The sequence below is a fragment of the Fervidobacterium sp. 2310opik-2 genome (assembly GCF_011057735.1).
Lineage (GTDB): Bacteria > Thermotogota > Thermotogae > Thermotogales > Fervidobacteriaceae > Fervidobacterium > Fervidobacterium nodosum.
This window is the reverse complement of record NZ_LNGG01000012.1, coordinates 178,239-199,333: the sequence shown is the minus strand read 5'-3', so window position 1 is coordinate 199,333 and position 21,095 is coordinate 178,239. Positions and strand designations below refer to the sequence as shown.

Sequence of the window (21,095 nt, the reverse complement as noted above, 5' to 3'; positions counted from 1 at the left end):
TTCCTTTTTTACCTATTTTGTTCGTATTTCAAACTATTCTAATTCAATTGTACCATTAGGCCAGAAAACTTCAACAACTAAACAAAAAACCAACTTATTCAAAGTAACACAAAATTAAAAATTATCACTCTTGACATATAAGTGATAATATGGTAAAATTCAAAACGAAAGGAAAAAGAAAAAATAGAAGAAAGGAGATGATTTTATGGTGTTTAACATGGAGGACTTCACGGAAAATGCTCAAGAGATACTCCAGTCTGTTAACGACATCTTAAATCGTTACAGACAAAACCAGTTGGCGCCTGAGCATATTTTATTAACTATGCTTGAAAACACTAAAAACGCAGCTGTAGATATTCTTACTTTCCTCAATGTTGATACGGATGCGTTGAGAAGAGACGTTGAAAGGATTATTTCTTCAAAAGGTGGTTATTACTATTCTGGCAGCAGTGGTACAAACCAAATTTACATAACCCCAGATACAACAAAAGTTATTAACGAGGCAAAGCGCGAAGCGAAAAGAATGGGAGATGAAAAGGTTGGTACAGACCACTTACTTTTAGCAATGGCTATTGTACCAGAGACAACAACTTATAGGTTATTGAGTAAATATGGAATAACACAAGATGCGCTTTACAGTGCTATAAAACAATTAAGAATGCAAAGGACTTATTCTGAAGAAGAAAACATCGACATTCTTGCAAAGTTTACTGAAAACCTCACCGAAATGGCAAAAAACGGACAACTCATGCCTGTAGTTGGCCGTGAAAATGAAATCAACAGGATGATTGAGATACTTGGACGCAAGATTAAGAACAACCCCGTTCTGATAGGTGACCCAGGCGTTGGTAAAACAGCGATTGTTGAAGGGCTTGCGCAAAGGATTGTTAATAAGGACGTGCCAGAATTCTTGAAGAATAAAACAATACTTAAATTAGACCTTGCAAGATTGGTTGCTGGTACGAAATTCAGAGGGGAATTCGAGGAAAGACTAAAAAAACTTATAGACGTACTTAAGAAGAGAACAGACGTTATACTCTTTATCGACGAATTACACACAGTTGTTGGTGCTGGTGCCGCTGAGGGTGCACTTGATGCAGGTAACATTCTAAAACCAGAGCTTGCCCGTGGAACGTTAAGGGTTATCGGTGCGACTACAGTTGAAGAATACAGGAAACATATTGAAAAAGACAAAGCGTTAGCAAGAAGATTCCAAGTAATCTTTGTCCCAGAACCAAGTATAGAAGAAACCATCGAAATCTTGAAAGGTTTGAAGGCCAAATTTGAAGAATTCCACAACGTCTCTATAAGTGATAAGGCAATTGAGTTTGCGGCGAAGATGTCCGCAAGGTATATCACCGACAGATTTTTGCCAGACAAAGCAGTTGATCTTGTAGACGAAGCTGCGGCAAGGGCAAAAATTGATGGAAAGAAAGAAATAGTTGAAGAAGATATCGCAAGTGTTATTGAAAGATGGACGGGTATCCCCGTCGGTAAAATAATGGGTGATGAAAAGGAAAAGATAAAGAACCTTGAAAAGATAATACATGAAAAGTTTGTTGACCAAGAAGAAGCAGTGAAGATTGTTTCGAATGCAATCAAAATGTCCCGTGCAGGTATTAGAAATCCAAAAAGACCACTTGGTGTGTTCTTGTTCCTCGGACCAACCGGAGTTGGTAAGACAGAGCTTGCTAAGAGATTAGCGGATGTACTATTTGGTAGTGAAAAAGCGCTTATAAGAATCGATATGAGCGAATATATGGAAAAGCATTCAGTAGCCAGACTTATAGGTGCACCTCCGGGATACGTTGGTTATGAAGAAGGTGGTCAATTAACAGAGCAAGTTAGAAGAAGACCTTACAGTGTAGTGCTCTTTGACGAAATTGAAAAGGCGCACCCAGAAGTGTTCAATGTACTCTTACAGTTATTTGATGATGGAAGACTTACAGATGGTAAAGGGACGACAGTTGACTTTAGGAATACCATAATCATAATGACAAGTAACATTGGTTCAGATGTTATAATGCAAGACATTGAAGAGGGTTTCGAAGACTTGATACCAAGACATATAGAAGAAGAAATGAGGAAATACTTCCGCCCAGAGCTTATAAACAGAATAGATGCGGCTGTAGTCTTTAAGCCTCTTAAGAAAGAACACATCAAGGAGATAATCGAAATATACACAAAGGAATTAAACGAAAGACTCATCGATTCAGATAAAGATATAAAGGTTGTTCTTGATGAGAGTATGAGAGAATACCTTGCAACTGAGGGGTACGTTCCGTCAATGGGAGCAAGGCCTTTGAGAAGATTATTTGAGAATACTGTAGAATTTAAGCTTGCAGAACTCATAATTGATGAAAAAGTAAAAGAAGGCCAAACTGTAAAGTTTATTTGGGAAGAAGGAATATTAAAGTGGGAAATTTTATAAAAGAATCTTTTAAAGATACAATTTAATACTTGACACAGTCTAACAAAGGGTTATAATAGGATTGAATTTAATAATGCCTGGAGGGGAGCTCCAAAATGCGGGGCTGAGAGGAAGGAGTCAATCCTTCGACCCTTCGAACCTGATCCGGGTAATACCGGCGGAGGGACCAGGTGACTCAAAAATTTGAGTTCTGGAATAAGCAATTAAAAATCGTCCCTCCGAAAAAATGCGGAGGGACGATTTATTTTTGGAGGTGGGAGGATGAAAAAGTTCTTGGTTATTTCTCTACTTTTAGTTGTTTCTTTAGTGATTATTGCTGCAGAGCTTGTTATTTACACGTCCGATAGCTTTGCTGGAGGTATAGGAAAAGTTATAGCGCCGAAGTTCGAAAAGGTCTACAAATGCAAAGTTAAAATGATAAGTTTTGGTTCGATGGGAGATGTCTTAGCAAGAATTATCGCCGAAAAAAATTCACCTAAAGCTGATGTAGTGATAGGCTTAAATCCTCAACAGTTACAAAAGGCCATTAAGGAAGGTGTTCTTGAGAAATATAGACCAGTTAACTCAAAAAATATTGTTTATAAGTCTTTAGTTACAGATTATGGTACTGTTTACGATTACGGTGCACTTGCCATGATTTACAACGTAGAAAAGATTAAAAACCCACCACGTTCCTTTAAAGATTTACTCAAGCCTGAATATAAAGGTAAGATAGTACTTATCGATCCAAGAACATCAAGTACTGGCTTAACTTTTCTTATGTGGACTATCGCTGCATTCGGCGAAGATGATGCTATGGAATATTGGAAACAATTAAAAAATAATGTTTTAATGTTTACAAGTGGTTGGAGTGCAGCGTTTAAGATGATTGAAACAGGGGAAGCAGATATAATAGTAAGCTATGCCACAGATGGTGCTTACAGCATGTACAAGTACGGTTCAATAAAGTATATGCCCGTTATATTCGAAGAAGGAGCATACGTGCTTGAAGAGTATGCCTCAATTGTAAAGGGTGCAAAGAATCTCGCACTTGCAAGGACATTTTTAGAGTTTATACTAACACCAGATTTTCAAAAAGAAGTGCCTCTTAATCAATGGATGATGCCGGTTATAAATGTCGAGCTTCCCGAAGTTTTCAAATATGTACCAACATTTAAGAAAATTCTCAAAGTCAAGCCAGATGTCAACGACAGGATAGATGAAGTACTCAAAAAATGGGAAAAGGCTGTGATTGGCTAGAAGATGAATAAGTTTAGGTAATCATAATTAATGGGCTGCCTTTTGAATATCGCAGCCCATTTTTATTTAGTTTTATAAAATGATGAACAAACTTTAGATAGGTAAGGTCTAAAATAATAGGATTATAAAAATCGAAAGGAGGATTAAAATTTGAGAAAGTTAATCGTTATAATTGTTATATTATTAACATTTCTTAGTACTTTTTCTCAATTTTTAAAGGTGGGATTTTTGCTAGGCTCACCTTACGCGTTTTGGAAAGGTGAAAAGTTTGGTGGTATAGATTACGATATTCTTAAAAAGGTTGTCTCCGATATGGATTATCAGCTTGAAATATACATTCTCCCATTTACCGCTTTAAAACCTGAGATTTTGAATGTTCTTAATTTGGATATCGTGGCTGGTGGAATACATATGACCGAAGAACGCAAAAAAACATTTTCTTTTTCCATTCCGTATATTCAATCTGGACTCGCTATTGTTTTAAGAAATGGGTTGCAATGGAATGGCGATGTTGAAAAGATAACATTTGCTGTTAAAGAAAGTGCAACTGGTCAAAAAGTAATCCAGGATTGGCTGAAAGAGGGCAAAAAGGTTAAATACAAAATTTTTGTCTCAAATGAAGAAATACTTGCAAATTTGCTGACTAAAAAAATCGATGCAGCTTTTTTTGATTACATTAATGCACTGTACTTTTCAAGAGTTTATGGATTTAGTGTTTATAAAGATTTAATATACAAAATTGATGTTGGATATATAATTCTCAACAAATCTATAGAAAAAGAATTCAACGAAAAGCTCAAAAAGCTCTTGGATACTTATGTAAAACGAGTTTTAACAAGTTATGTTGGAAGTTGGAAATAATTTAAATAAAAAGCGGTGGTTAACTTTAAAAACCACCGCTTTTTAATTTTAAATTTTTGCTAAATTATCAACCCACCATCAACGCCAATTACTTGTCCCGTTACAAATGACGATTCATCAGAAGCAAGGAACAAATAAACGTAAGCGACTTCTATTGGTTCACCAAGTCTTTTCAGAGCAGCTTTTTCTGCCATAGCTGTTAATATTTTTTCAGGAACTTTTTCTGTCATCGGTGTTTTGATAAAACCTGGAGCGACCGCGTTAACTCTAATTTGTGCACCTTTTCTTGCGAATTCTTTTGCCCATGTCTTTGTCATACCTATTACACCGGCTTTTGTTGCCGAATAATTTGTTTGTCCTATGTTTCCATATACACCGACAACTGACGAAGTATTGATAATACTTCCCTTTCCAGCTTCCAACATGTATGGTACAACGGCTTGCGTCATATTGAATACACCTTTCAAGTTTACGTTAATTACCTTATCCCAATCTTCTTCTGTCATATTTTGAATGAGCGCGTCTCTTGTTATACCTGCATTGTTGATGAGTACATCAATCTTTCCAAATTTTTCTATAACATCTTTTACGACTTCAGCTATCCGTGCTCTATCGGTGACATCGAGTTTATAAAAATGGATATTTGGGTTATCGTAAGTTGCTTCACCAACATCGCAAGCTATTACAATTGCACCTTCCTTAGCGAATAATTCTGCCGCTGTACGACCTATACCACTACCTGCTCCCGTGATTATACAAACTTTTCCTGCTAGTCTCATAAATCTTTCCCCCTTCATTTAAAAATTTACTCGATATTTTCAACTATAACCGCTGTGCCCATTCCTCCACCGATACACAACGTTGCAAGACCGTATTTTAGATGTCTCTTCTTCATTTCGTAAAGCAGTGTAACAATTATTCTATTTCCACTTGCACCGATTGGATGACCTAATGCTATACCACCGCCGTTAACATTTGTTCTTTCCAAAATCCATTCTTTCGAAACTCCAAACAATTTTTCCCAACCTTTTATTACTGCCAAACTCTGCGCGGCGAATGCTTCATTAAGTTCTATAAGTTCGATATCTTGGAATGAAAGACCAGCTTTTTTAAGAACCTTTTCAGTTGCTGGCACTGGGCCTATTCCCATTCTCATTGGGTCAACACCAGCTTGTGCCCAAGCAACTATTCTTCCAAGTGGTTTTACACCTTTCTTTTCAACATATCTTTCACTGGCAAGTACGAGAGCACTTCCACCATCGTTAATACCACTCGCATTTCCAGCTGTAATAGTGCCATCAGGTTTGAACGCAGGTTTTAATTTCGCAAGTGATTCCAAAGTAGTATCGAATCTTGGGTGTTCGTCTGTATCGAAAATTTTTACGCCTTTTTTATCTGGTATCTCAACTGGCACAATCTCATCTTTAAATTTTCCGTTTTCTATAGCTGCTTTTGCTTTCATTTGGCTGTTATATGCAAACTCATCCTGCTCTTGTCTTGAAATCCCAAATTCCTCTGCCAGCTTTTCGGCGGTTAATCCCATATGGACTTTGTTAAATACATCGGTTAAACCATCTAAAATCATATGGTCTTGTAATTCTTGTGTACCAAATTTTAATCCAAACCTTGATTTGTAGCTCAGTAAGAAAGGAGCTTGTGACATACTTTCTATACCGCCAGCTAAAACAACATCTGCTTCACCAAGCTCGATATCCGTTGCACCTATCATAACTGCTTTCATGCCACTACCACATAGCATATTAACAGTGTAACCGGGTTTTTCAGCTGGTACACCTGTATAAATTGAAACCTGCCTACCTGGTCCCATGCCTTGGCCTGCAGTCAAAATACAACCCACTATTGTTTCATCCACTTCTTCAGGAGAAACATTTGCCTGATTCAAAGCAGCTTTCGCTGCTATAGTTCCAAGTTGTGTTGCAGGAATATCTTTTAATGAACCACCATAAGTACCTATCGCTGTCCTTTTTGCACCAAGAATGTAAACCATAAGCACCACACCTCCTTATTTTATAAGTGAATCAATAAAACAATATAAATGAATCACCTTTCAGATTAGCCATATAATATATTAAACCATTTTTAGTATATCGATGTCAAAAATAGTATGAGCTAAAAAAATAAAACATAAACTCAATAGAAAGAGCTTTAAGATTTTAAAAGGTGTTTTATTATTCTTTTGGGTGTATATCTAAAAAATGGAAATAGAAAAATTCATTGATTAAACAAAAGTTATGATATAATTGTAAGTGTTCAGTTTTTGGTTATAAATTTAACCATTTATAAAAGCTTATTTATCACAGTTTTTCCGTTGTTAATATTTTTGTGATAGACATTGATAATGTAATATTCTTAATCTAAAGAAAGGAGGAAACTTTATGAAAAACTTATCTATTTTTTGGAAGATTTTTGTTATTGTAGTGATTCTTAGTATCGCTATGGTATTTATCGGTGTGTTTGGTGTTATTACTTTAAGAAGCAAAACAATTGAAAAGACTGAACAAAATTTGCAAGCACTTGCGGAAAACAGTGCGGGTGAGTTTTGGAATTTCATTCAGGGTCACGTCCAGCTTGTTGAACTACTTTCGAGAGAAAGTAATGTAACAGGTGTTTATAAAAATGAGTTCAACGAAGAGGAATGGATGAAAAAACTATTTGACAAAGTTATAAAGAGCTATCCAAATGTTTTGTTCGTTTACGTTGGCTTAAAAGATAAAAGAATGTATTTGATTCCAGAATCAGAGCTTCCAGAAGGCTATGACCCAACAGCAAGGCCCTGGTACAAAGATGCCGTTGCAAAACCAGGACAAGTTATTATCACAGAACCTTACGAAGATGCGTCAACAGGACAGCTCGTTATAACCATTGCTAAAACAGTTCAAACAGATGAAGGAATTGTTGGTGTAGTTGCCATTGACTTTGATTGTTCAAAATTGGCTAACCAGCTTCTCCAAAAAGGTAAGGAACTTGGTTATCTGCATGCAGTTGTTAGTGAAAATGGAACAATTATTCTTCATAGTGTAAAAAACTATGTAGGTAAGAGTGTAAAAGACACAGAATTTTTCAAAAAGTGGCAAACAGGTCCAGAAAGTGGTGTATTTAGGTATGTATTTGATAATGTTCCAAGAATAACAGGTTACAAAAGATTGCCAAATGGCTGGATTTACGCAACTATCGTTCCCGAAAAGGTGTTAATGTCCGAAGTGAACAAACTTACTTTGATTTTTGCTATAATAATCGCGTTAGCCATCATAATTTCAATTGTTTTCGCGTTTCTCATATCAAGAAGATATGTTGTAAAACCACTCAAAGAACTTTCAAGTATTGCTGAAAAAATTGCGCAAGGTGATTTAACTGTTAGTTTTTCATTGGATACAAAAGACGAGATAGGTAAACTTGGAAATGTTCTTTCTTCGATGGTAACATCCTTAAGAGGCATGGCGCAGAAAATACAAGAGGAATCAAGTACAGTGAAACAAGAAGCAAGTCAAGTTGCGGCAGTTTCGGAAGAAGTTAGTGCAACAATTGAAGAGCTCACAGCGCAGGTTGATAGTGTAGGCTCAAATGTGAACAACGCGTCGGCAGCAATAGAACAATTGACAAGTGGAATAGAGGAAGTAGCAGCAAGTGCGCAAAACGTTGCAAATGCTTCGCAGAAATTAAGCGAAGAAGCGCAGAGAGTTTCAACACTTGCAAACGAAGGTCAAAAAGCTATATTAAACATAGCCGACGTTATCATCCAAACAAAAGAAAAAGCGAACACAACGTTTGAAACGGTTGAAAAATTGTCAGATAGTGCGAAGAATATAGGAGAGATAGTGGATACAATTAACTCGATAGCAGAACAAACGAATTTACTTGCGTTGAACGCAGCGATAGAAGCGGCAAGGGCAGGAGAAGCTGGAAGAGGATTTGCGGTAGTTGCGGACGAAATAAGGAAATTGGCGGAGGAAAGTAAACAAGCGACGCAAAATATAGCGAATATATTGAAAGGGATACTTGATGAAAGTGTAAAAGCAAGTGAAGCAACGAGGGAAACTGTGGAGATAGTGAACCAAGCGGCTGGGCAATCAAATTTAGTGAAAGGGCAATTTGACCAGATACTGAATAGTATTTTAAAGATGTCACAAATGGTGGAGAACTTAGCGGCGAGTGCGCAAGAGCAGAGTGCAGCGGCTGAAGAGATGAGCAGTGCGATGGATAGTGCTAGCAGGTCGATGGTAGAAGTAGTGGAACAGATGAACGAAGTAACAATGGCGGTAAAACAACAAGCGGACGCTATAAGTACAGTAGCAAGAACAGCAGAAAAATTAGATGATATAGCGGAAAAATTAGTAGAAGAAGTTAAGAAGTTTAAAATATAGCCGTTTGATATTAAAATTGAAAAATAAAAAACAAAAGCTCGGGTTAAACCCGAGCTTTTTTAATTTTATATAACCTTATCTATTTTCCTGAACCCTTCGCCTAACACATACCTTGCTTCTGTTACTATAACAAATGCATCAGGGTCTATATGCTTTATAACATTTAAAACCTCTCCTAATTCTCTTCTTTTGAGTGCAACGTAAAGTACATCAATATCTTTTCCTGAGTAAGCTCCTTTAGCTTTTAGTATGGTTGCACCTCTTTCCATATGTTCTAGTATGTACTTTTTTATCTCCTCAGTTTTGTTACCAATTATCATTAGGGTTGTTGAAAGTTCAAGACCTTTCATTACAAAATCAATTGTGATTCCATTGATAATTATTGCTAAAAGCGCGTACATACCTATTCGTGCGTCGAAGGTTATACCAGCGAGAATACCTATTGAAAAATCGACCATCAACAAAGTGGTACCCAACGGTGTGTGGAAATACTTTGAGATTATCTTTGCTAAGATGTCTGTACCTCCGGTTGATGAATTATTTGCAAATGCGATAGCCATACCAACAGAAGCAAGTACGTTTCCGAAAAATACTGCAAGCATTAAATCGTTACCTTGGTACTTAGGAATGTTTATAACTCTATCGAATAAATCAACGAAAAAGTTCAAAGCAAATGTTGAATAAATAGTTTTAAAGCTAAAATCTTTGCCAACAAGTAAAAAACCGAGGATAAATAAAATGATATTTATAACATACATCCATATTCCAACGGAGATAGCAGGTATAAACCTGTGGAGTATCATCGCCATACCACTTGCCCCACCTGCTGCGATGTTATTAGGAATAAAGAATATAACAAGTCCAAGGGCGGTCAATAGTACTCCTATCGTTGAAAGGATATACTCTTTAATTTGTTCCTTAATGTCTAAATTTTCCCTCTTCATACCATCCCTCCCATGCTGATAATTTTTATTATGCTGAAATTTTTCACCAGTGGAATGTTTCGCTATTTTATGATATCATAATTATGTGAAATTTTAAAGAAATTGAACAATTGGAGCGTGGTGGTAGTTGGAGATTATTTTAAAGGATATACAAGTAATTTTGAACGGTAGAGTAATATTAAACGATATCTCAACAACTTTTAGTAATGGAGAAGTTGTTATGATTGTTGGTTCAAATGGTTCAGGCAAGTCAACGTTGTTGAAGTTACTTGCTGGACTTTTTGAGCCAACAAGCGGTAATATATTTCTTCCAGATAAGTACAAAGACATTTCAGAATTAACCGGTTATGTTTTTCAAAATCCAGAAACACAGATTATTGGAAGCACTGTTTGGGAAGATGTTATTTTTGGTTTGGAAAATATAGGGTTAAGCATAGAAGAGATGGAGAGACGAGCAAATTATGTCTTAGATTTACTTGAACTTTCAAAATTGAGAGATTACGACCCGTATTATCTTTCTGGTGGTCAAAAACAGCGTTTAGCAATAGCTTCAGTACTTGCGCTTGAGCCAGAGTTTTTACTTTTAGATGAAGTGACAGCAATGTTAGATAAAAACGGGAAAAAAGAAGTTTTAAGTGCTATCTCAAAGCTTCGAGAAATTGGAAAAGGGATTCTTGTTGCGACACATGAACTGAATCTTTTTTCGGAAGTTTGCGATAGATGTATATTCATAGATAAAGGAAAAATAGTTTTTGATGGAGATGTACACGATGGTGTCAAGTTGTACAAAGAAAAGGTAAAGAGAGAATTTTTAGAGGTTTAAAAGAATTAAATTTTAAAAAGGGGGTACGCACTTTATGGAAACATTAAAATTCTTAACTGGGCCTAAAGCAGTTGGACCTTATTCTTCAGCTGTTAAGAGTGGAAATCTCATATTTTTCTCAGGTATTTTACCAATTGTACCAGAAACAGGTGAACTAATAACAGACGATATCAAAAAAGCAACGGAGCAAATTCTTAAGAATGTCGAAAATATGCTATCAGAAATTAACCTCTCTCCAAAGAACATCGTTAAGACGACTATATTTACGACGAAACTTGAGGAATTCGCTCAAATCAATGAATGTTATGAGAAATTCTTTAGTAAATTTACAAATAATTATCCTGCGAGAAGTACAGTTGGTGTTCAAAGTCTCCCAAAAGGTGCAACAGTTGAGATTGAATTCATCGTTGAATGCTAATTGATTAAGTGTTTGTTTTATTTTGATGGACGTTTTTCCACAGTTCCAATCTATTTTTAACAATCTCGTCTGCGTTGATTTCTTTGAATGGTATCATAAGTTCGAACGCATGTTTTAATGATTCAATATGGTCAGATATTTCTCTGGCCCTATTTATTTTATCCTCAAAGCTCTTCCAATTTGAATATTCGACAAGGTATATGAGCATTACAAAAACGAATATGACTATCGATATACTAATTTTGTAATTTTTGACTGCAGGTAATACAAAACCAAGAATTATTCCGCCAGTAAAAAGTAACATTAGGTACGTTTGACTTTTTAAAATCGCCTTATTGAACAAGTACATTTTTAAATCTTCAACTATATCTTTTCTCACTTGAGTGTAAATGACCCTTGAAAAAAGAAGGATTAAAGTTAACAATGAACCAAGAACAGGATTAGATATTAAAAAACCGATTCCAATTAAAGCGCATACAACCACCAAACGAGAAAGTAATAAGTTATTTATTTTATTGCTAAAATACGAGCCAAGTATAGTTATTACTAAAGCTATCAGCGTTTTCAATATTTTCACCTTCCTTAATAAGAAATCATTACGATGGAGCTATGTGGTTGGGCTATGTAATGTCCATCAACTGGAATTGGATTATCCAAAAAATCATATGGATATTCTAAAGATGTATCGACTATCCTGTACCATTTCTTGCCATACAGAGGTGGTAAAATAAATTGTAAGGGTTCTTTCCATTGGTTAAGGATAACGTATATATCGTTATCTATTTGGACACCTTTAATTGGGTCAAAACCAGAAATCATAAAGGCTATGGAGTGTGAATAATAGCCAAGGTCTGGTTCGAACGGATTTACACCATGCCACGTTATATCGGTTATCAAATTACCAAATTTATCGTATTTTTCAAAGAAACATTCTCTCTTCAGTGCAGGATGTGTTTTTCTGAAATGGATAATCTTTTTCACAAATTCAAACAAGTCCCTGTGCTGTTCTTTCAATGTCCAATCAACCCATGTTGTTTCATTATCGATACAATAAGCGTTGTTGTTACCTTTCTGAGTTCTAAACATCTCATCACCCATGAGTATCATAGGTGTTCCGTGAGAAACCATGAGAATTGTAAAAAAGTTTTTTATCTGTTGTTTTCGAATTTTTAGAATTTGTGGATCATCAGTATCACCTTCTACACCGTAATTATAGCTAAAGTTTTCATCCGTCCCGTCTTTATTACCCTCACCATTTGCCTCGTTATGTTTGCGATTATATGATACCAAGTCTCTCATTGTGAATCCATCGTGGCATGTTATGAAATTTATGCTCGCGTGTGGTTTTCTATTTGCGTACAAATCAGGACTACCGGATATTCTAAGCATTAATTCTTGGATAACTCCATTATCACCACGGACAAATTTCCTTACACAGTCTCTGTACTTGCCATTCCACTCTGCCCAACCTTCTGGAAATAATCCCAAATGATAGCCACCGGCGGCATCCCAACCTTCGGCGATGAGTTTTAGTTTTCCTACGATAGGGTCTTCAGCGATATCCTTAAGAAGTGATAAATCGCCAACCCATCTTCCATCCGGTGTTCTACCAAGCACAGAGGCAAGGTCAAATCTAAATCCATCTACGTGCATTTCCGTTGCCCAATATCTAAGACTGTCAATTATCATTTCTTTTACAACGGGATGATTACAATTCAATGTATTACCGCAACCTGAGTAATTTAGATAATACCTTTTATTCGTCGGGTTTAACATATAGTATATCTCGTTATCGATACCTTTGAAGCATAACGTGGGACCTTTTTCTCCACCTTCGCCTGTATGGTTGTATACGACATCTAAAATTACTTCAAAGCCATTCTTATGGAGTGTTTTTACAAAATCTTTGAATAAAAATACCTGTTCACCAAGTTTCAAACCAACTGAATAGTTTCCAGTAACCGAAAAGAAATTTAAAGGATTATAACCCCAGACATCTTTTAGATTTTCACCTGTTAGTGGATTTATATTAGGATTTGAGTCAAGGTTAAACTCAAATATGGGCATTAATTCTATCGTTGTAACACCTAATTCTTTAAGATGGTCAAGTTTTTCTATTATACCAAAAAACGTACCGGGGAATTTTACTTTGGAGGTTGGACTTACTGTAAATAATCTAACGTGCATTTCATATATTATTGTTTCGTTCCAAGGAATGTGTAATTGTTTATCATCTTCCCAATCGTATTTTGAATCATCTATTACAATTGAACGGATCATGCTTTGAGCCGAATCAATTGTTGAAAACGACAAATCCTGAAGAGGGGATTTTCTATCGTATCCATATACCGCATCGTCATCCCAATCAAAAAATGTTGTTATAGCTTTTGCGTATGGATCTATGAGCAATTTGTTTTTATTAAAACGCTTCCCATTTATTGGGTCATACGGACCATCTATTCTCCACCCATAGTATTGTCCGTGCCCCACGCCATACACGTAAATATGCCAAATATCACCTGTTCTGTTCTTAATATGATCAAGAACAAAAACGTGCGATGGTGATTGGTCGTAATAGTTTTGGTATAGCTCAAGCGTAACACTTGTTGCATTTCTTGAGAATATAGCAAAGTTAACACCTGTTTCATCAGGCGTTGCACCAAGCCTTGGATAGCCTCTTTTGGTTTTTAACTGTTCTGACGCTGGAGGGTTCTTATACTGAAGTGGATAATCTGCCAAAATTATCCCTCCTAAATTTTTTAGGCTAATTACAATAGTTAGAAAATTACAATGGAATACTTTTAATCTTAGAAATCAGTTGTCTTAATGAGCTTTTTGACTCTTCGTTCATAGTAAGTTGTTCTGTGTATTTAAGACTTGCTTCAATCAATGTATTTATTTTATCTTGTAAAACGGATACTGAATTTGTTTTTCTAATGAGTTCGTAAAGTTTCTCTATATCTGATTCGTTTTTTGGATTTTTAGAGATTAAATTTAAAAATATTTTTTTGTCATTTTCATCTAAGAGTTCGTAAGTTAATTTAATTACTGAGGTGAATTTCCCTTCGTGTAAGTCATTTAAAGTTTTTGCGTCCCCTCCAAAAATGCCTATTATATCATCTCTGTATTGGAATGCAATTCCCGCATTTTTCCCAACAATTAATATCTTTTCTTCTTCTTTTTCTATATTATTTTCAGAAAGATAGTATCCAAATAACATAGGATAAACGAAAGTATAATAAGCGGTTTTTAACTCGCTTATCTTTTCTGGAATATCTTCGTTTACGATTTTATCATCTATTCTGCCAGCGTATAAAATGTCCAGTAATTGTCCAAAGCCTGTGTTAACATAGCACTTAGAGAAATTTTTTACGATTTTTTTCAATGTACTTTCGCTTACTTTCAATTCAGATAGTATTCCAAATATGTAAAAAGCAACTATATCACCGACAACTATTGCTAAGTCGGTTCCTAACTTGCTTGAGTTGTATGATTTTTCATAGATTTTGTGTAAAGTAGGTTTCCCTCTTCTCAAATCAGCGTTATCGATTATATCATCGTGGACCAAAAGGAATGAATGCATAATTTCAATTGCCGCGGCAAATGTAATGGCATCGTCCATATTTTTCCCTTTGTATCCGTTGTAAGAGAGTAACAAAAGAAGTGGCCTTACTCTCTTTCCAGGTCTTAGAGTGAATTCATTGAAGTTTTCTATTAACTCTTTTAAGTTTTCTGGTGCAATTTTTTTAAGTTCTTCGCAAAGAGTTTCTATCTTTTCATCGATTTTTTGAATATAATGATTCAATTCCATATCATTTAAACACTCTCCATTTGGTATTTTTTAACAATTTCTTTGATGTTCTTTTTTAATTATATCACCTTATGAAGAAATTGCAAAGGAAACTCAAATCATAAAGAAGCTTACGAATTATAAATTCCAATTTGTGTTAACAAAAACAAACAGGCAATGGGTAACAGAAGCCATTGCCTGTTTTTAGAGTTTATTTAAACCGATTTTGAATTAGAAATATTCTATATTTACTATTTTTCCTTTCTTTTCTAATATCTGTGCCAAGTCATGTATTAATCTGAATTTGAGTGATATGTCATGTGAAAATAGAGGATTTTGGTGAGCAGGATTTATAGCGCGCCCAACCAAGAAAGTTATAACATCGGATTCTTCGAACATATCTATTAATTTTTGAGCTCCAACTCCCAATTGAGTTTCTTGAGATTCGTAATATCTGAAAACTTGAGAAAGAGTTATTATGCCTTCCGTTACAAGGTCTATTCCTTCCATATATCCTATTGGTGGTGAAATTTCAGAGATACTCGAAAAATCTATTTCTACTTTCCTTCCAAGAACTTTTTCAACAATTTGGCTTGTTGTTCCGCCACAGATAACTTTCTTACCTTCTGATTCAATTAATCTTTTTACAACAATCTCGTCTAACTCCTTCCTTTCTGGTGGACCAATCATTATTGTCAAGTTCCTTCTCTCTCTGATTTTAATTACGCAAACTGTTGCATCATCACCTTTCGTTCCAGTATCAAGAGCTTCTGCGAGTCTTACAAGGTGTAAAGCAATGCTTTGCGGATCAACTTTGTGCTTTATCAAGTTAATCAATTCGAATTTTACATTCTCTAATCCGAACCCAAAAGGAAATCTTTTCGTTCCCATTCCAGCTTGAGTAATTCCATCGGTCATTAAAAATATGAAATCACCCGGCTGGACGCTAAATTGTGAACAATACACTTTTCTATTTTCTATTTCAATATGTTTTTTAGTAAGCTCTACCATCTCGTTTCCTCTGTATACCAAGACAACAGGAAAATCGTATTCGTATATGTCACATTCACCTGTTTCATGGTCAACATGGCAAGTTGCTAATGTTGCATAACTTATTCCACGTACTTTACACGTTGGAAGCGTCGAGATAATGGATTTGAAAACTTCTGAAATATGGACATTTTTAAATACCATAGTTGTTGCCATCGAAGCGGTGAGTGTGGATAGTATGCTTGCCTTTATGCCACTTCCGAGACCATCTGAAACACTAACAACTGTCTTTTTTTCGTCTCTTTTTATCTTTATCGTATCACCACAAACTTCTTCGCCTGCTTTGTTTTTTTGCGCATAATGTATCTCACACGTCAGCATTTTCTTCCCCCATGTACTTTTTAAATTCTAAAAAGTGGGCTTTTGTCTCAGCTATAGACTCACCGAGAATGCTTGCAATGTCTTGCGCGAGTTTCATTTGATTATTTAAAACTTCTTCTATCTTTTCTATCGTCTTACTTTTTAATTCATTCATTCGTTCTTTTTGGATTATTAACTCAGTTATGTCGACAAGTAATATAACGTTTCCACTATCTTCTGGTAAACTGAACGCTTTTGGATAGAAATAAAACTTTTTCCCATTTATATAAATCTCGTGGATTCTGTTTGGATCGTTGAATATTCTTTCGCAAATCTCAATGAGTCTTTCCTTTTCGTAATTTACAAATAACTTCTTAGCTGATTCGTTGATGTAAAGTAAATCGTTATCTTTGAATATCAATATACCATTGGGTGATTCATCGACAACTTTGTTGGAAACTGATGAAACTTTTTCAATAAGGTAAGCAAAACACATATCTTTTTCTGCCTTACCAAGATAAACAGCTTTTGCTTTCTCAACACAAGTGTCGTATCCACAACCGCTACAATTTAGTTCCTTCTCTGGAGAATCTTTTCCCATAGACTTCAGAATATTTTCTATCTTTTCTTTACTGATTTCTACCTTTTTAGATTTATTTATAAATTGTTTTTTTAAACTAAAATTATACTCCTTTAAATCTATATACTTAGGCTGAATAGATGTATTGTTAATTTGTTTGATTACACTATTTAATTTGAAGCGTTTTTCAAGAATATTAACATTTCTATCGGTTGCTGGACCATTTAGACATCCACCGTGACAAGCAGACATTTCTATAATTACTTTTTCATTTATATTTTCATTGAAGTGTTCAAGAAAATCGATAATGTTGTTTACGCCTTCTAAAATCAAATGATTATAAGTATTTTGTTGAGCTGAAAATAATATTCCACCGGATGTTGGATAAAAACGTGTTCTTTTTGGATAAGGGAAATCTGGTAACCTTTCTTTGTAATCATCAACAATTATTTCTCTTTTTTTTATAAATTTTTCAAGTTCTTCAAATGTTAGAACAACGTCGTAATAATTTTCAAGTTCTTCTTTTTTTGCTATACACGGTCCGACAAAAAGCTTTGGAAGGTCGCCAAAAAGTTGGTTTAAAAACTGAGAATGTGCAATTGCAGGTGATACAATCGGCATCATGTACGGTATCAAATGCGGATAGTGTTTTTCTATTAGATTTACAATTACCGGGCAAGATGTTGTAATCAACGAGTGATTAGAATTTTCGTATATTCTAATATATTCTTCCGTAACAAACTCTGCACCGACAGCTGTTTCGGAGATGTAAACGGCGCCCAGTGACTTTAGAATAGATAAAATCTTTAATGGAGCATCCTCATTTCCATAAAATGACGGTGCGATAGAAACAATGAAAGGTTTATTTATTAAAGATTCAAATTTTGTTATATCATCACGGTAATTTTTTGCGTTCTGTGGACATACATTAACACATGTTCCACACAAAATACATTCATCTTCTATGACGAAAGATACATCATTTTGAAAACTTATCGCTTTTACAGGGCAATTTCTAAGACATTTGTAACAGTATTTACAATTGGCACGATTTGAAATAATATATAGACTTTCCTTCACTATTTATCACCTTCGTTTATGAATTTATTTCTTAGATATTCATATACAACTTCTATGTTTTCACAATTAATATTTGATAATAGTTTATCATCAATTAGTATATTTACCCCATTTACACACATCCCGAGGCATAGTGAACCCTTGAGTTCAACTGAGTTTTCTAATTTATTTTTTTCGATAAATTCTTTGAGTCTTTCTGCTATTGAGTACGAACCTTTTAAATGGCATGAACTACCAAAACATATACTAACTACGAATTTTTCGTTTTTTAAATCTTTTTCACTTTCCATATGCTCTCCCATCTCCAAAAATTTTTGATTTGTTTCGTTAATTATTTCACGATAATTCCAGCTCTATGATAATACCTTGGATAAAAAAAGTCAAGTGCCCCAAATCGGGGCACTTGTGATTTATAGAAATTTATTTTTATTTTTTAGCGTTTTTAGTCTTGGAACTCTATTAATCCGTACTTACCATTTTTCCTGTATAATAGATTGATTTCACCTGTATCTACGTTTCTAAAAACAAAGAAAGCGTGATTCATAACATCCATTTGGGCAAGTGCTTCTTCAAGAGAGATATTTGCTAAAAATACTCTTTTTACTGTGTCTATCTTTTCTTCTTCCTCTTCTGAGAGGTCTCTTGGTGTTAGTTCTTCAGCAATTACTTCAATTGCACTTTTTACATTTGATTTGTGGTGAGATTTGTAATATTCTCTTTCTTTTTTTACCGATTTTTCAAAACTGTCCGATGCACTGTCAATAACACCGTAAATATCATTTGCCTTCTCTTGAACAACAATATCTTTTCCGTTAAAATGTGTTTTAAGTAAGAGAGTATAATATGGACCATCTTTGTCAAAACGCGCTTCGATGTTGATGTTTGCTTTGTCTTTAAAAGAGCTGAGCACTCTCTTTACTTTTTCTAACTTTTCTTCAAGATAAGAAACAACAGCATCTGAAAGTTCGATACCTTTGGAAAAAGTCTTAATCTCCATATAATCACCTCCGAGTGATTTCCTCGTTTAGCTCCGTCACAAGCTCCATTGTGTAGAAAGACAAAGTGATAAGGAAATAACTTACTACTTTTGATATCACTAATTTCTCATCCGATAAAACAAATTTTTTCGCTGTCAAAATAAGAGAAATCAAAAGAGCTGTCGAAATCAAAAATAGAAATGGTATGAAATAACCAATAAAGGTAAAAATGAGCATAAATATCATGTAAAGGTTTGATAATGCACGAAGTTTTTCATCATCGACGTTAAACCATTTGCTTATTACTATGGTAAGTCCTATTATTCCAATGAAGAATGCAGTGTTTGCAATGCCTATGAATACCTTGACGGCAACGTGATCTATAAAGAAAAATGCGTTTGAAATTATAGACATGATAAACCCAATCGAAAACAACAAAGAAGAGAATATTATGAAATCCTTTGAAGATTTTTCTTCGACGATACTGTTTAAGTAGTCTTTTATCATCGCTGAACCTCCCTATCAGTAATTATATGTTAAATTTTTTCCCCAATTACAAATCCAAATACTTCAGGGCCAACGTGAGCAGCAATGGCGGGCCCTATCCTAGCTATTGAATGGACGTGGAAGCCATCCAAAAGCTTATCAAAATATGGTTTCATTGTACTAACACCTAACCCTCCAATTACAATAGGGTTATTTATATTTTGAGCAAAATTTTGGGCAATTTCTCTCATCTTTGAAACACAACCATCTAGCGTACGTGATGTGTCAATAGAAAATGTGTAACCTTCTTCATCTGTGGATAAAATAGGCTTGATTTTCAGTAATTTTCCAATTAGTGCTTTGGCTTTACCGATTCTACCACCACGTTCTAAGTACTCGAGTGATGAAACAGTGAAAACTAAAAGGCTTTTCTTTACAAACTCGTCTACTAATTCCTGAGTAACTTTTATGCCATTTTCAACAGCGTTTATAATTCTATAGAGAACATAAGTTGTTTTAACACTTCCGCTCTTTGAGTCAAACAAGTGGATATTTTTTAAATTCTCGTTTTTAATTATAGAATTTATGGTATCGTAAGTGCCACTTAATTTTGATGATATTGTTACGACATAAACATTATCGTATTCTTTTGAATACTTTAAAAGTTTTTCACGCATTTCTTCGGTTTTGGGTTGAGATGTAGCGATTTTTGCACCAGAAAGACAATGTTTATAAAATTCTTCATCAGTTATAGTAATTTTGTCTATATATTCTTTATCGTTTACATATACTCTTAGTGGAAATATATCTGTTGGAACATTGAATTTTAAATCATTTTGAAAATCAGCAGAACTGTCGAAAATGTAAATGTTATTCATATTTAAACACCCCTGGCAATCAAAATACCAAAACCGTGTAAACCAACGTGTACCATAATCGCAGGTCCGATTTCTAAAAACACAGGTTTTATATTAAAGTGATTAAAGATTTCATACACATATTGCTTGTAATCATCTGAACCAACAGCAGCATAAAGTACATAATTTTCTTGTCCTTCTACTTTATTCTTTTCGATGAAACTTTCAAATTTACTTATCATTAGCTCAATCAATTTTTTCGTGCTCAAGGATTTACCGACTAATTCTACTTCTCCTGTACGTGCAACAGTTAGTATTGGTTTTATGTGTATCATTTGTCCTATAATTGAACTAATTTTTCCAATTCTTCCGCTTTTATTGAGTCGCTTTAAATCAAAGACCGAAATTAAGAACAAAGAATCATCTCTATAAGATATTATATCATTTTCTTCCAATATTTTACCATTCAAAATATCTGTAATCATTCGTTCAAAAATGTAAGTATTTTGAATACTAACCGTTTTCGAGTCGAAAACAATAATATTTTCATATTTGCTCGCTATTGTGTTGAATAAGTTATAAGTTCCACTCAAAAGCGAAGAAACTGATAGAACATAAACATACTGATATTTGTTTGATAATTCTTCGAAAGTTTCTTCAACTTTGGTTATCAATGGAAGAGATGTTTCTAACTTTTTTTCTTCTTTAAGTGCTTCTATTATCTTTTCTGATACTTCTTCACTGTCTTCGTATTCTTTATCATCAATATACACTCTGACGGGTATTGTAATCACTTCTACTTTATCTTCAATTTTCTTTAAGAATTCTTTTCTTAACTTTGTTGTACTGTCAACAACAACAGCATATTTCAAATTAA

General features: G+C 34.6%; 19 protein-coding genes and 1 riboswitch. Of the genes, 6 read left to right on the top strand and 13 right to left on the bottom strand.

The annotated features are described in order from the left end of the window. Window positions 1–205: 205 nt before the first annotated feature. From AS161_RS06400 to AS161_RS06390, 3 genes are all read left to right on the top strand, one after another. Window positions 206–2,431, top strand: a complete 2,226-nt coding sequence (locus AS161_RS06400; protein WP_164542173.1) for an ATP-dependent Clp protease ATP-binding subunit — start codon at window positions 206–208, stop codon at window positions 2,429–2,431. 71 nt (window positions 2,432–2,502) lie between these two features. Further along, window positions 2,503–2,614: riboswitch (TPP riboswitch) on the top strand. A 78-nt stretch (window positions 2,615–2,692) separates the two neighbouring features. After that, on the top strand, window positions 2,693–3,670 hold the full coding sequence (locus tag AS161_RS06395; RefSeq protein WP_011993498.1) for a thiamine ABC transporter substrate-binding protein: 978 nt from the start codon (window positions 2,693–2,695) through the stop codon (window positions 3,668–3,670). 150 nt (window positions 3,671–3,820) lie between these two features. Continuing rightward, window positions 3,821–4,531: a transporter substrate-binding domain-containing protein gene (locus tag AS161_RS06390; RefSeq protein ID WP_164542172.1), complete on the top strand. Its 711-nt coding sequence runs from the start codon at window positions 3,821–3,823 to the stop codon at window positions 4,529–4,531. 59 nt (window positions 4,532–4,590) lie between these two features. Here the strand turns inward: AS161_RS06390 and AS161_RS06385 are convergent, their stop codons facing one another. After that, complete coding sequence (locus AS161_RS06385) at window positions 4,591–5,310, bottom strand: beta-ketoacyl-ACP reductase (RefSeq protein ID WP_164542171.1); 720 nt, start codon at window positions 5,308–5,310, stop codon at window positions 4,591–4,593. Between the two features lie 26 nt (window positions 5,311–5,336). Beyond that, window positions 5,337–6,539, bottom strand: a complete 1,203-nt coding sequence (locus AS161_RS06380) for an acetyl-CoA C-acetyltransferase (protein ID WP_164542170.1) — start codon at window positions 6,537–6,539, stop codon at window positions 5,337–5,339. Window positions 6,540–6,927: 388 nt separating this feature from the next. Here AS161_RS06380 and AS161_RS06375 point away from each other — a divergent pair, with 388 nt between their 5' ends. Next, window positions 6,928–8,913 carry a methyl-accepting chemotaxis protein gene (locus tag AS161_RS06375; RefSeq protein WP_164542169.1) on the top strand — a complete coding sequence of 662 codons (1,986 nt, stop codon included), beginning with the start codon at window positions 6,928–6,930 and terminating at the stop codon, window positions 8,911–8,913. 65 nt (window positions 8,914–8,978) lie between these two features. On the opposite strand, the gene AS161_RS06370 is transcribed toward AS161_RS06375, so the two are convergent. After that, a complete protein-coding gene (locus tag AS161_RS06370) occupies window positions 8,979–9,857 on the bottom strand; it encodes a YitT family protein (RefSeq protein ID WP_164542168.1) in 879 nt (292 codons plus the stop codon). Between the two features lie 127 nt (window positions 9,858–9,984). Here AS161_RS06370 and AS161_RS06365 point away from each other — a divergent pair, with 127 nt between their 5' ends. Both AS161_RS06365 and AS161_RS06360 read left to right on the top strand, forming a co-directional pair. Beyond that, complete coding sequence (locus AS161_RS06365) at window positions 9,985–10,680, top strand: ABC transporter ATP-binding protein (RefSeq protein ID WP_164542167.1); 696 nt, start codon at window positions 9,985–9,987, stop codon at window positions 10,678–10,680. A 34-nt stretch (window positions 10,681–10,714) separates the two neighbouring features. After that, a complete protein-coding gene (locus tag AS161_RS06360; RefSeq protein ID WP_164542166.1) occupies window positions 10,715–11,098 on the top strand; it encodes a Rid family detoxifying hydrolase in 384 nt (127 codons plus the stop codon). Between the two features lie 4 nt (window positions 11,099–11,102). Here AS161_RS06360 and AS161_RS06355 read toward each other — a convergent pair whose 3' ends face one another. The 10 genes from AS161_RS06355 to AS161_RS06310 all read right to left on the bottom strand — a co-directional run bounded on the left by AS161_RS06355 (window position 11,103) and on the right by AS161_RS06310 (window position 21,090). Then, window positions 11,103–11,666 (bottom strand): hypothetical protein, encoded by a 564-nt coding sequence (locus AS161_RS06355; RefSeq protein ID WP_164542165.1) that lies wholly within the window; start codon window positions 11,664–11,666, stop codon window positions 11,103–11,105. Window positions 11,667–11,680: 14 nt separating this feature from the next. After that, window positions 11,681–13,837 (bottom strand): glycogen debranching protein GlgX, encoded by a 2,157-nt coding sequence (gene glgX / locus AS161_RS06350; protein WP_164542164.1) that lies wholly within the window; start codon window positions 13,835–13,837, stop codon window positions 11,681–11,683. A 46-nt stretch (window positions 13,838–13,883) separates the two neighbouring features. Continuing rightward, window positions 13,884–14,909: a polyprenyl synthetase family protein gene (locus AS161_RS06345; protein WP_164542163.1), complete on the bottom strand. Its 1,026-nt coding sequence runs from the start codon at window positions 14,907–14,909 to the stop codon at window positions 13,884–13,886. 210 nt (window positions 14,910–15,119) lie between these two features. Next, the gene (locus AS161_RS06340) at window positions 15,120–16,259 is read right to left on the bottom strand and encodes a PP2C family protein-serine/threonine phosphatase (protein ID WP_011993503.1); all 1,140 of its coding nucleotides are present in this window, start codon (window positions 16,257–16,259) and stop codon (window positions 15,120–15,122) included. Then, on the bottom strand, window positions 16,246–17,898 hold the full coding sequence (locus AS161_RS06335) for a [Fe-Fe] hydrogenase large subunit C-terminal domain-containing protein (protein WP_164542162.1): 1,653 nt from the start codon (window positions 17,896–17,898) through the stop codon (window positions 16,246–16,248). Before AS161_RS06335 ends, AS161_RS06340 begins: the two co-directional genes overlap by 14 nt. Beyond that, on the bottom strand, window positions 17,898–18,188 hold the full coding sequence (locus tag AS161_RS06330; RefSeq protein ID WP_011993505.1) for an NAD(P)H-dependent oxidoreductase subunit E: 291 nt from the start codon (window positions 18,186–18,188) through the stop codon (window positions 17,898–17,900). The genes AS161_RS06335 and AS161_RS06330 overlap by 1 nt, the downstream gene beginning before the upstream one ends. A 152-nt stretch (window positions 18,189–18,340) precedes the next feature. Continuing rightward, the gene (locus AS161_RS06325) at window positions 18,341–18,895 is read right to left on the bottom strand and encodes an HPF/RaiA family ribosome-associated protein (RefSeq protein WP_011993506.1); all 555 of its coding nucleotides are present in this window, start codon (window positions 18,893–18,895) and stop codon (window positions 18,341–18,343) included. A gap of 4 nt (window positions 18,896–18,899) precedes the next feature. Further along, window positions 18,900–19,382, bottom strand: coding sequence for a hypothetical protein (locus AS161_RS06320; protein WP_164542161.1), 483 nt, complete (start codon window positions 19,380–19,382; stop codon window positions 18,900–18,902). A gap of 29 nt (window positions 19,383–19,411) precedes the next feature. Next, the gene (locus AS161_RS06315) at window positions 19,412–20,239 is read right to left on the bottom strand and encodes a DegV family protein (RefSeq protein ID WP_164542160.1); all 828 of its coding nucleotides are present in this window, start codon (window positions 20,237–20,239) and stop codon (window positions 19,412–19,414) included. A 2-nt stretch (window positions 20,240–20,241) separates the two neighbouring features. Beyond that, window positions 20,242–21,090, bottom strand: coding sequence for a DegV family protein (locus AS161_RS06310; protein ID WP_164542159.1), 849 nt, complete (start codon window positions 21,088–21,090; stop codon window positions 20,242–20,244). Window positions 21,091–21,095 lie beyond the last annotated feature (5 nt).

Bases quoted from the DNA above. Each gene is read 5' to 3' on its own strand.
- AS161_RS06400 (WP_164542173.1), top strand. From the start codon at position 206: ATGGTGTTTAACATGGAGGACTTCACGGAAAATGCTCAAGAGATACTC.
- AS161_RS06395 (WP_011993498.1), top strand. From the start codon at position 2,693: ATGAAAAAGTTCTTGGTTATTTCTCTACTTTTAGTTGTTTCTTTAGTG.
- AS161_RS06385 (WP_164542171.1), bottom strand. From the start codon at position 5,310: ATGAGACTAGCAGGAAAAGTTTGTATAATCACGGGAGCAGGTAGTGGT.
- AS161_RS06380 (WP_164542170.1), bottom strand. From the start codon at position 6,539: ATGGTTTACATTCTTGGTGCAAAAAGGACAGCGATAGGTACTTATGGT.
- AS161_RS06375 (WP_164542169.1), top strand. From the start codon at position 6,928: ATGAAAAACTTATCTATTTTTTGGAAGATTTTTGTTATTGTAGTGATT.
- AS161_RS06370 (WP_164542168.1), bottom strand. From the start codon at position 9,857: ATGAAGAGGGAAAATTTAGACATTAAGGAACAAATTAAAGAGTATATC.
- AS161_RS06360 (WP_164542166.1), top strand. From the start codon at position 10,715: ATGGAAACATTAAAATTCTTAACTGGGCCTAAAGCAGTTGGACCTTAT.
- AS161_RS06345 (WP_164542163.1), bottom strand. From the start codon at position 14,909: ATGGAATTGAATCATTATATTCAAAAAATCGATGAAAAGATAGAAACT.
- AS161_RS06340 (WP_011993503.1), bottom strand. From the start codon at position 16,259: ATGCTGACGTGTGAGATACATTATGCGCAAAAAAACAAAGCAGGCGAA.
- AS161_RS06330 (WP_011993505.1), bottom strand. From the start codon at position 18,188: ATGGAAAGTGAAAAAGATTTAAAAAACGAAAAATTCGTAGTTAGTATA.
- AS161_RS06325 (WP_011993506.1), bottom strand. From the start codon at position 18,895: ATGGAGATTAAGACTTTTTCCAAAGGTATCGAACTTTCAGATGCTGTT.
- AS161_RS06320 (WP_164542161.1), bottom strand. From the start codon at position 19,382: ATGATAAAAGACTACTTAAACAGTATCGTCGAAGAAAAATCTTCAAAG.
- AS161_RS06315 (WP_164542160.1), bottom strand. From the start codon at position 20,239: ATGAATAACATTTACATTTTCGACAGTTCTGCTGATTTTCAAAATGAT.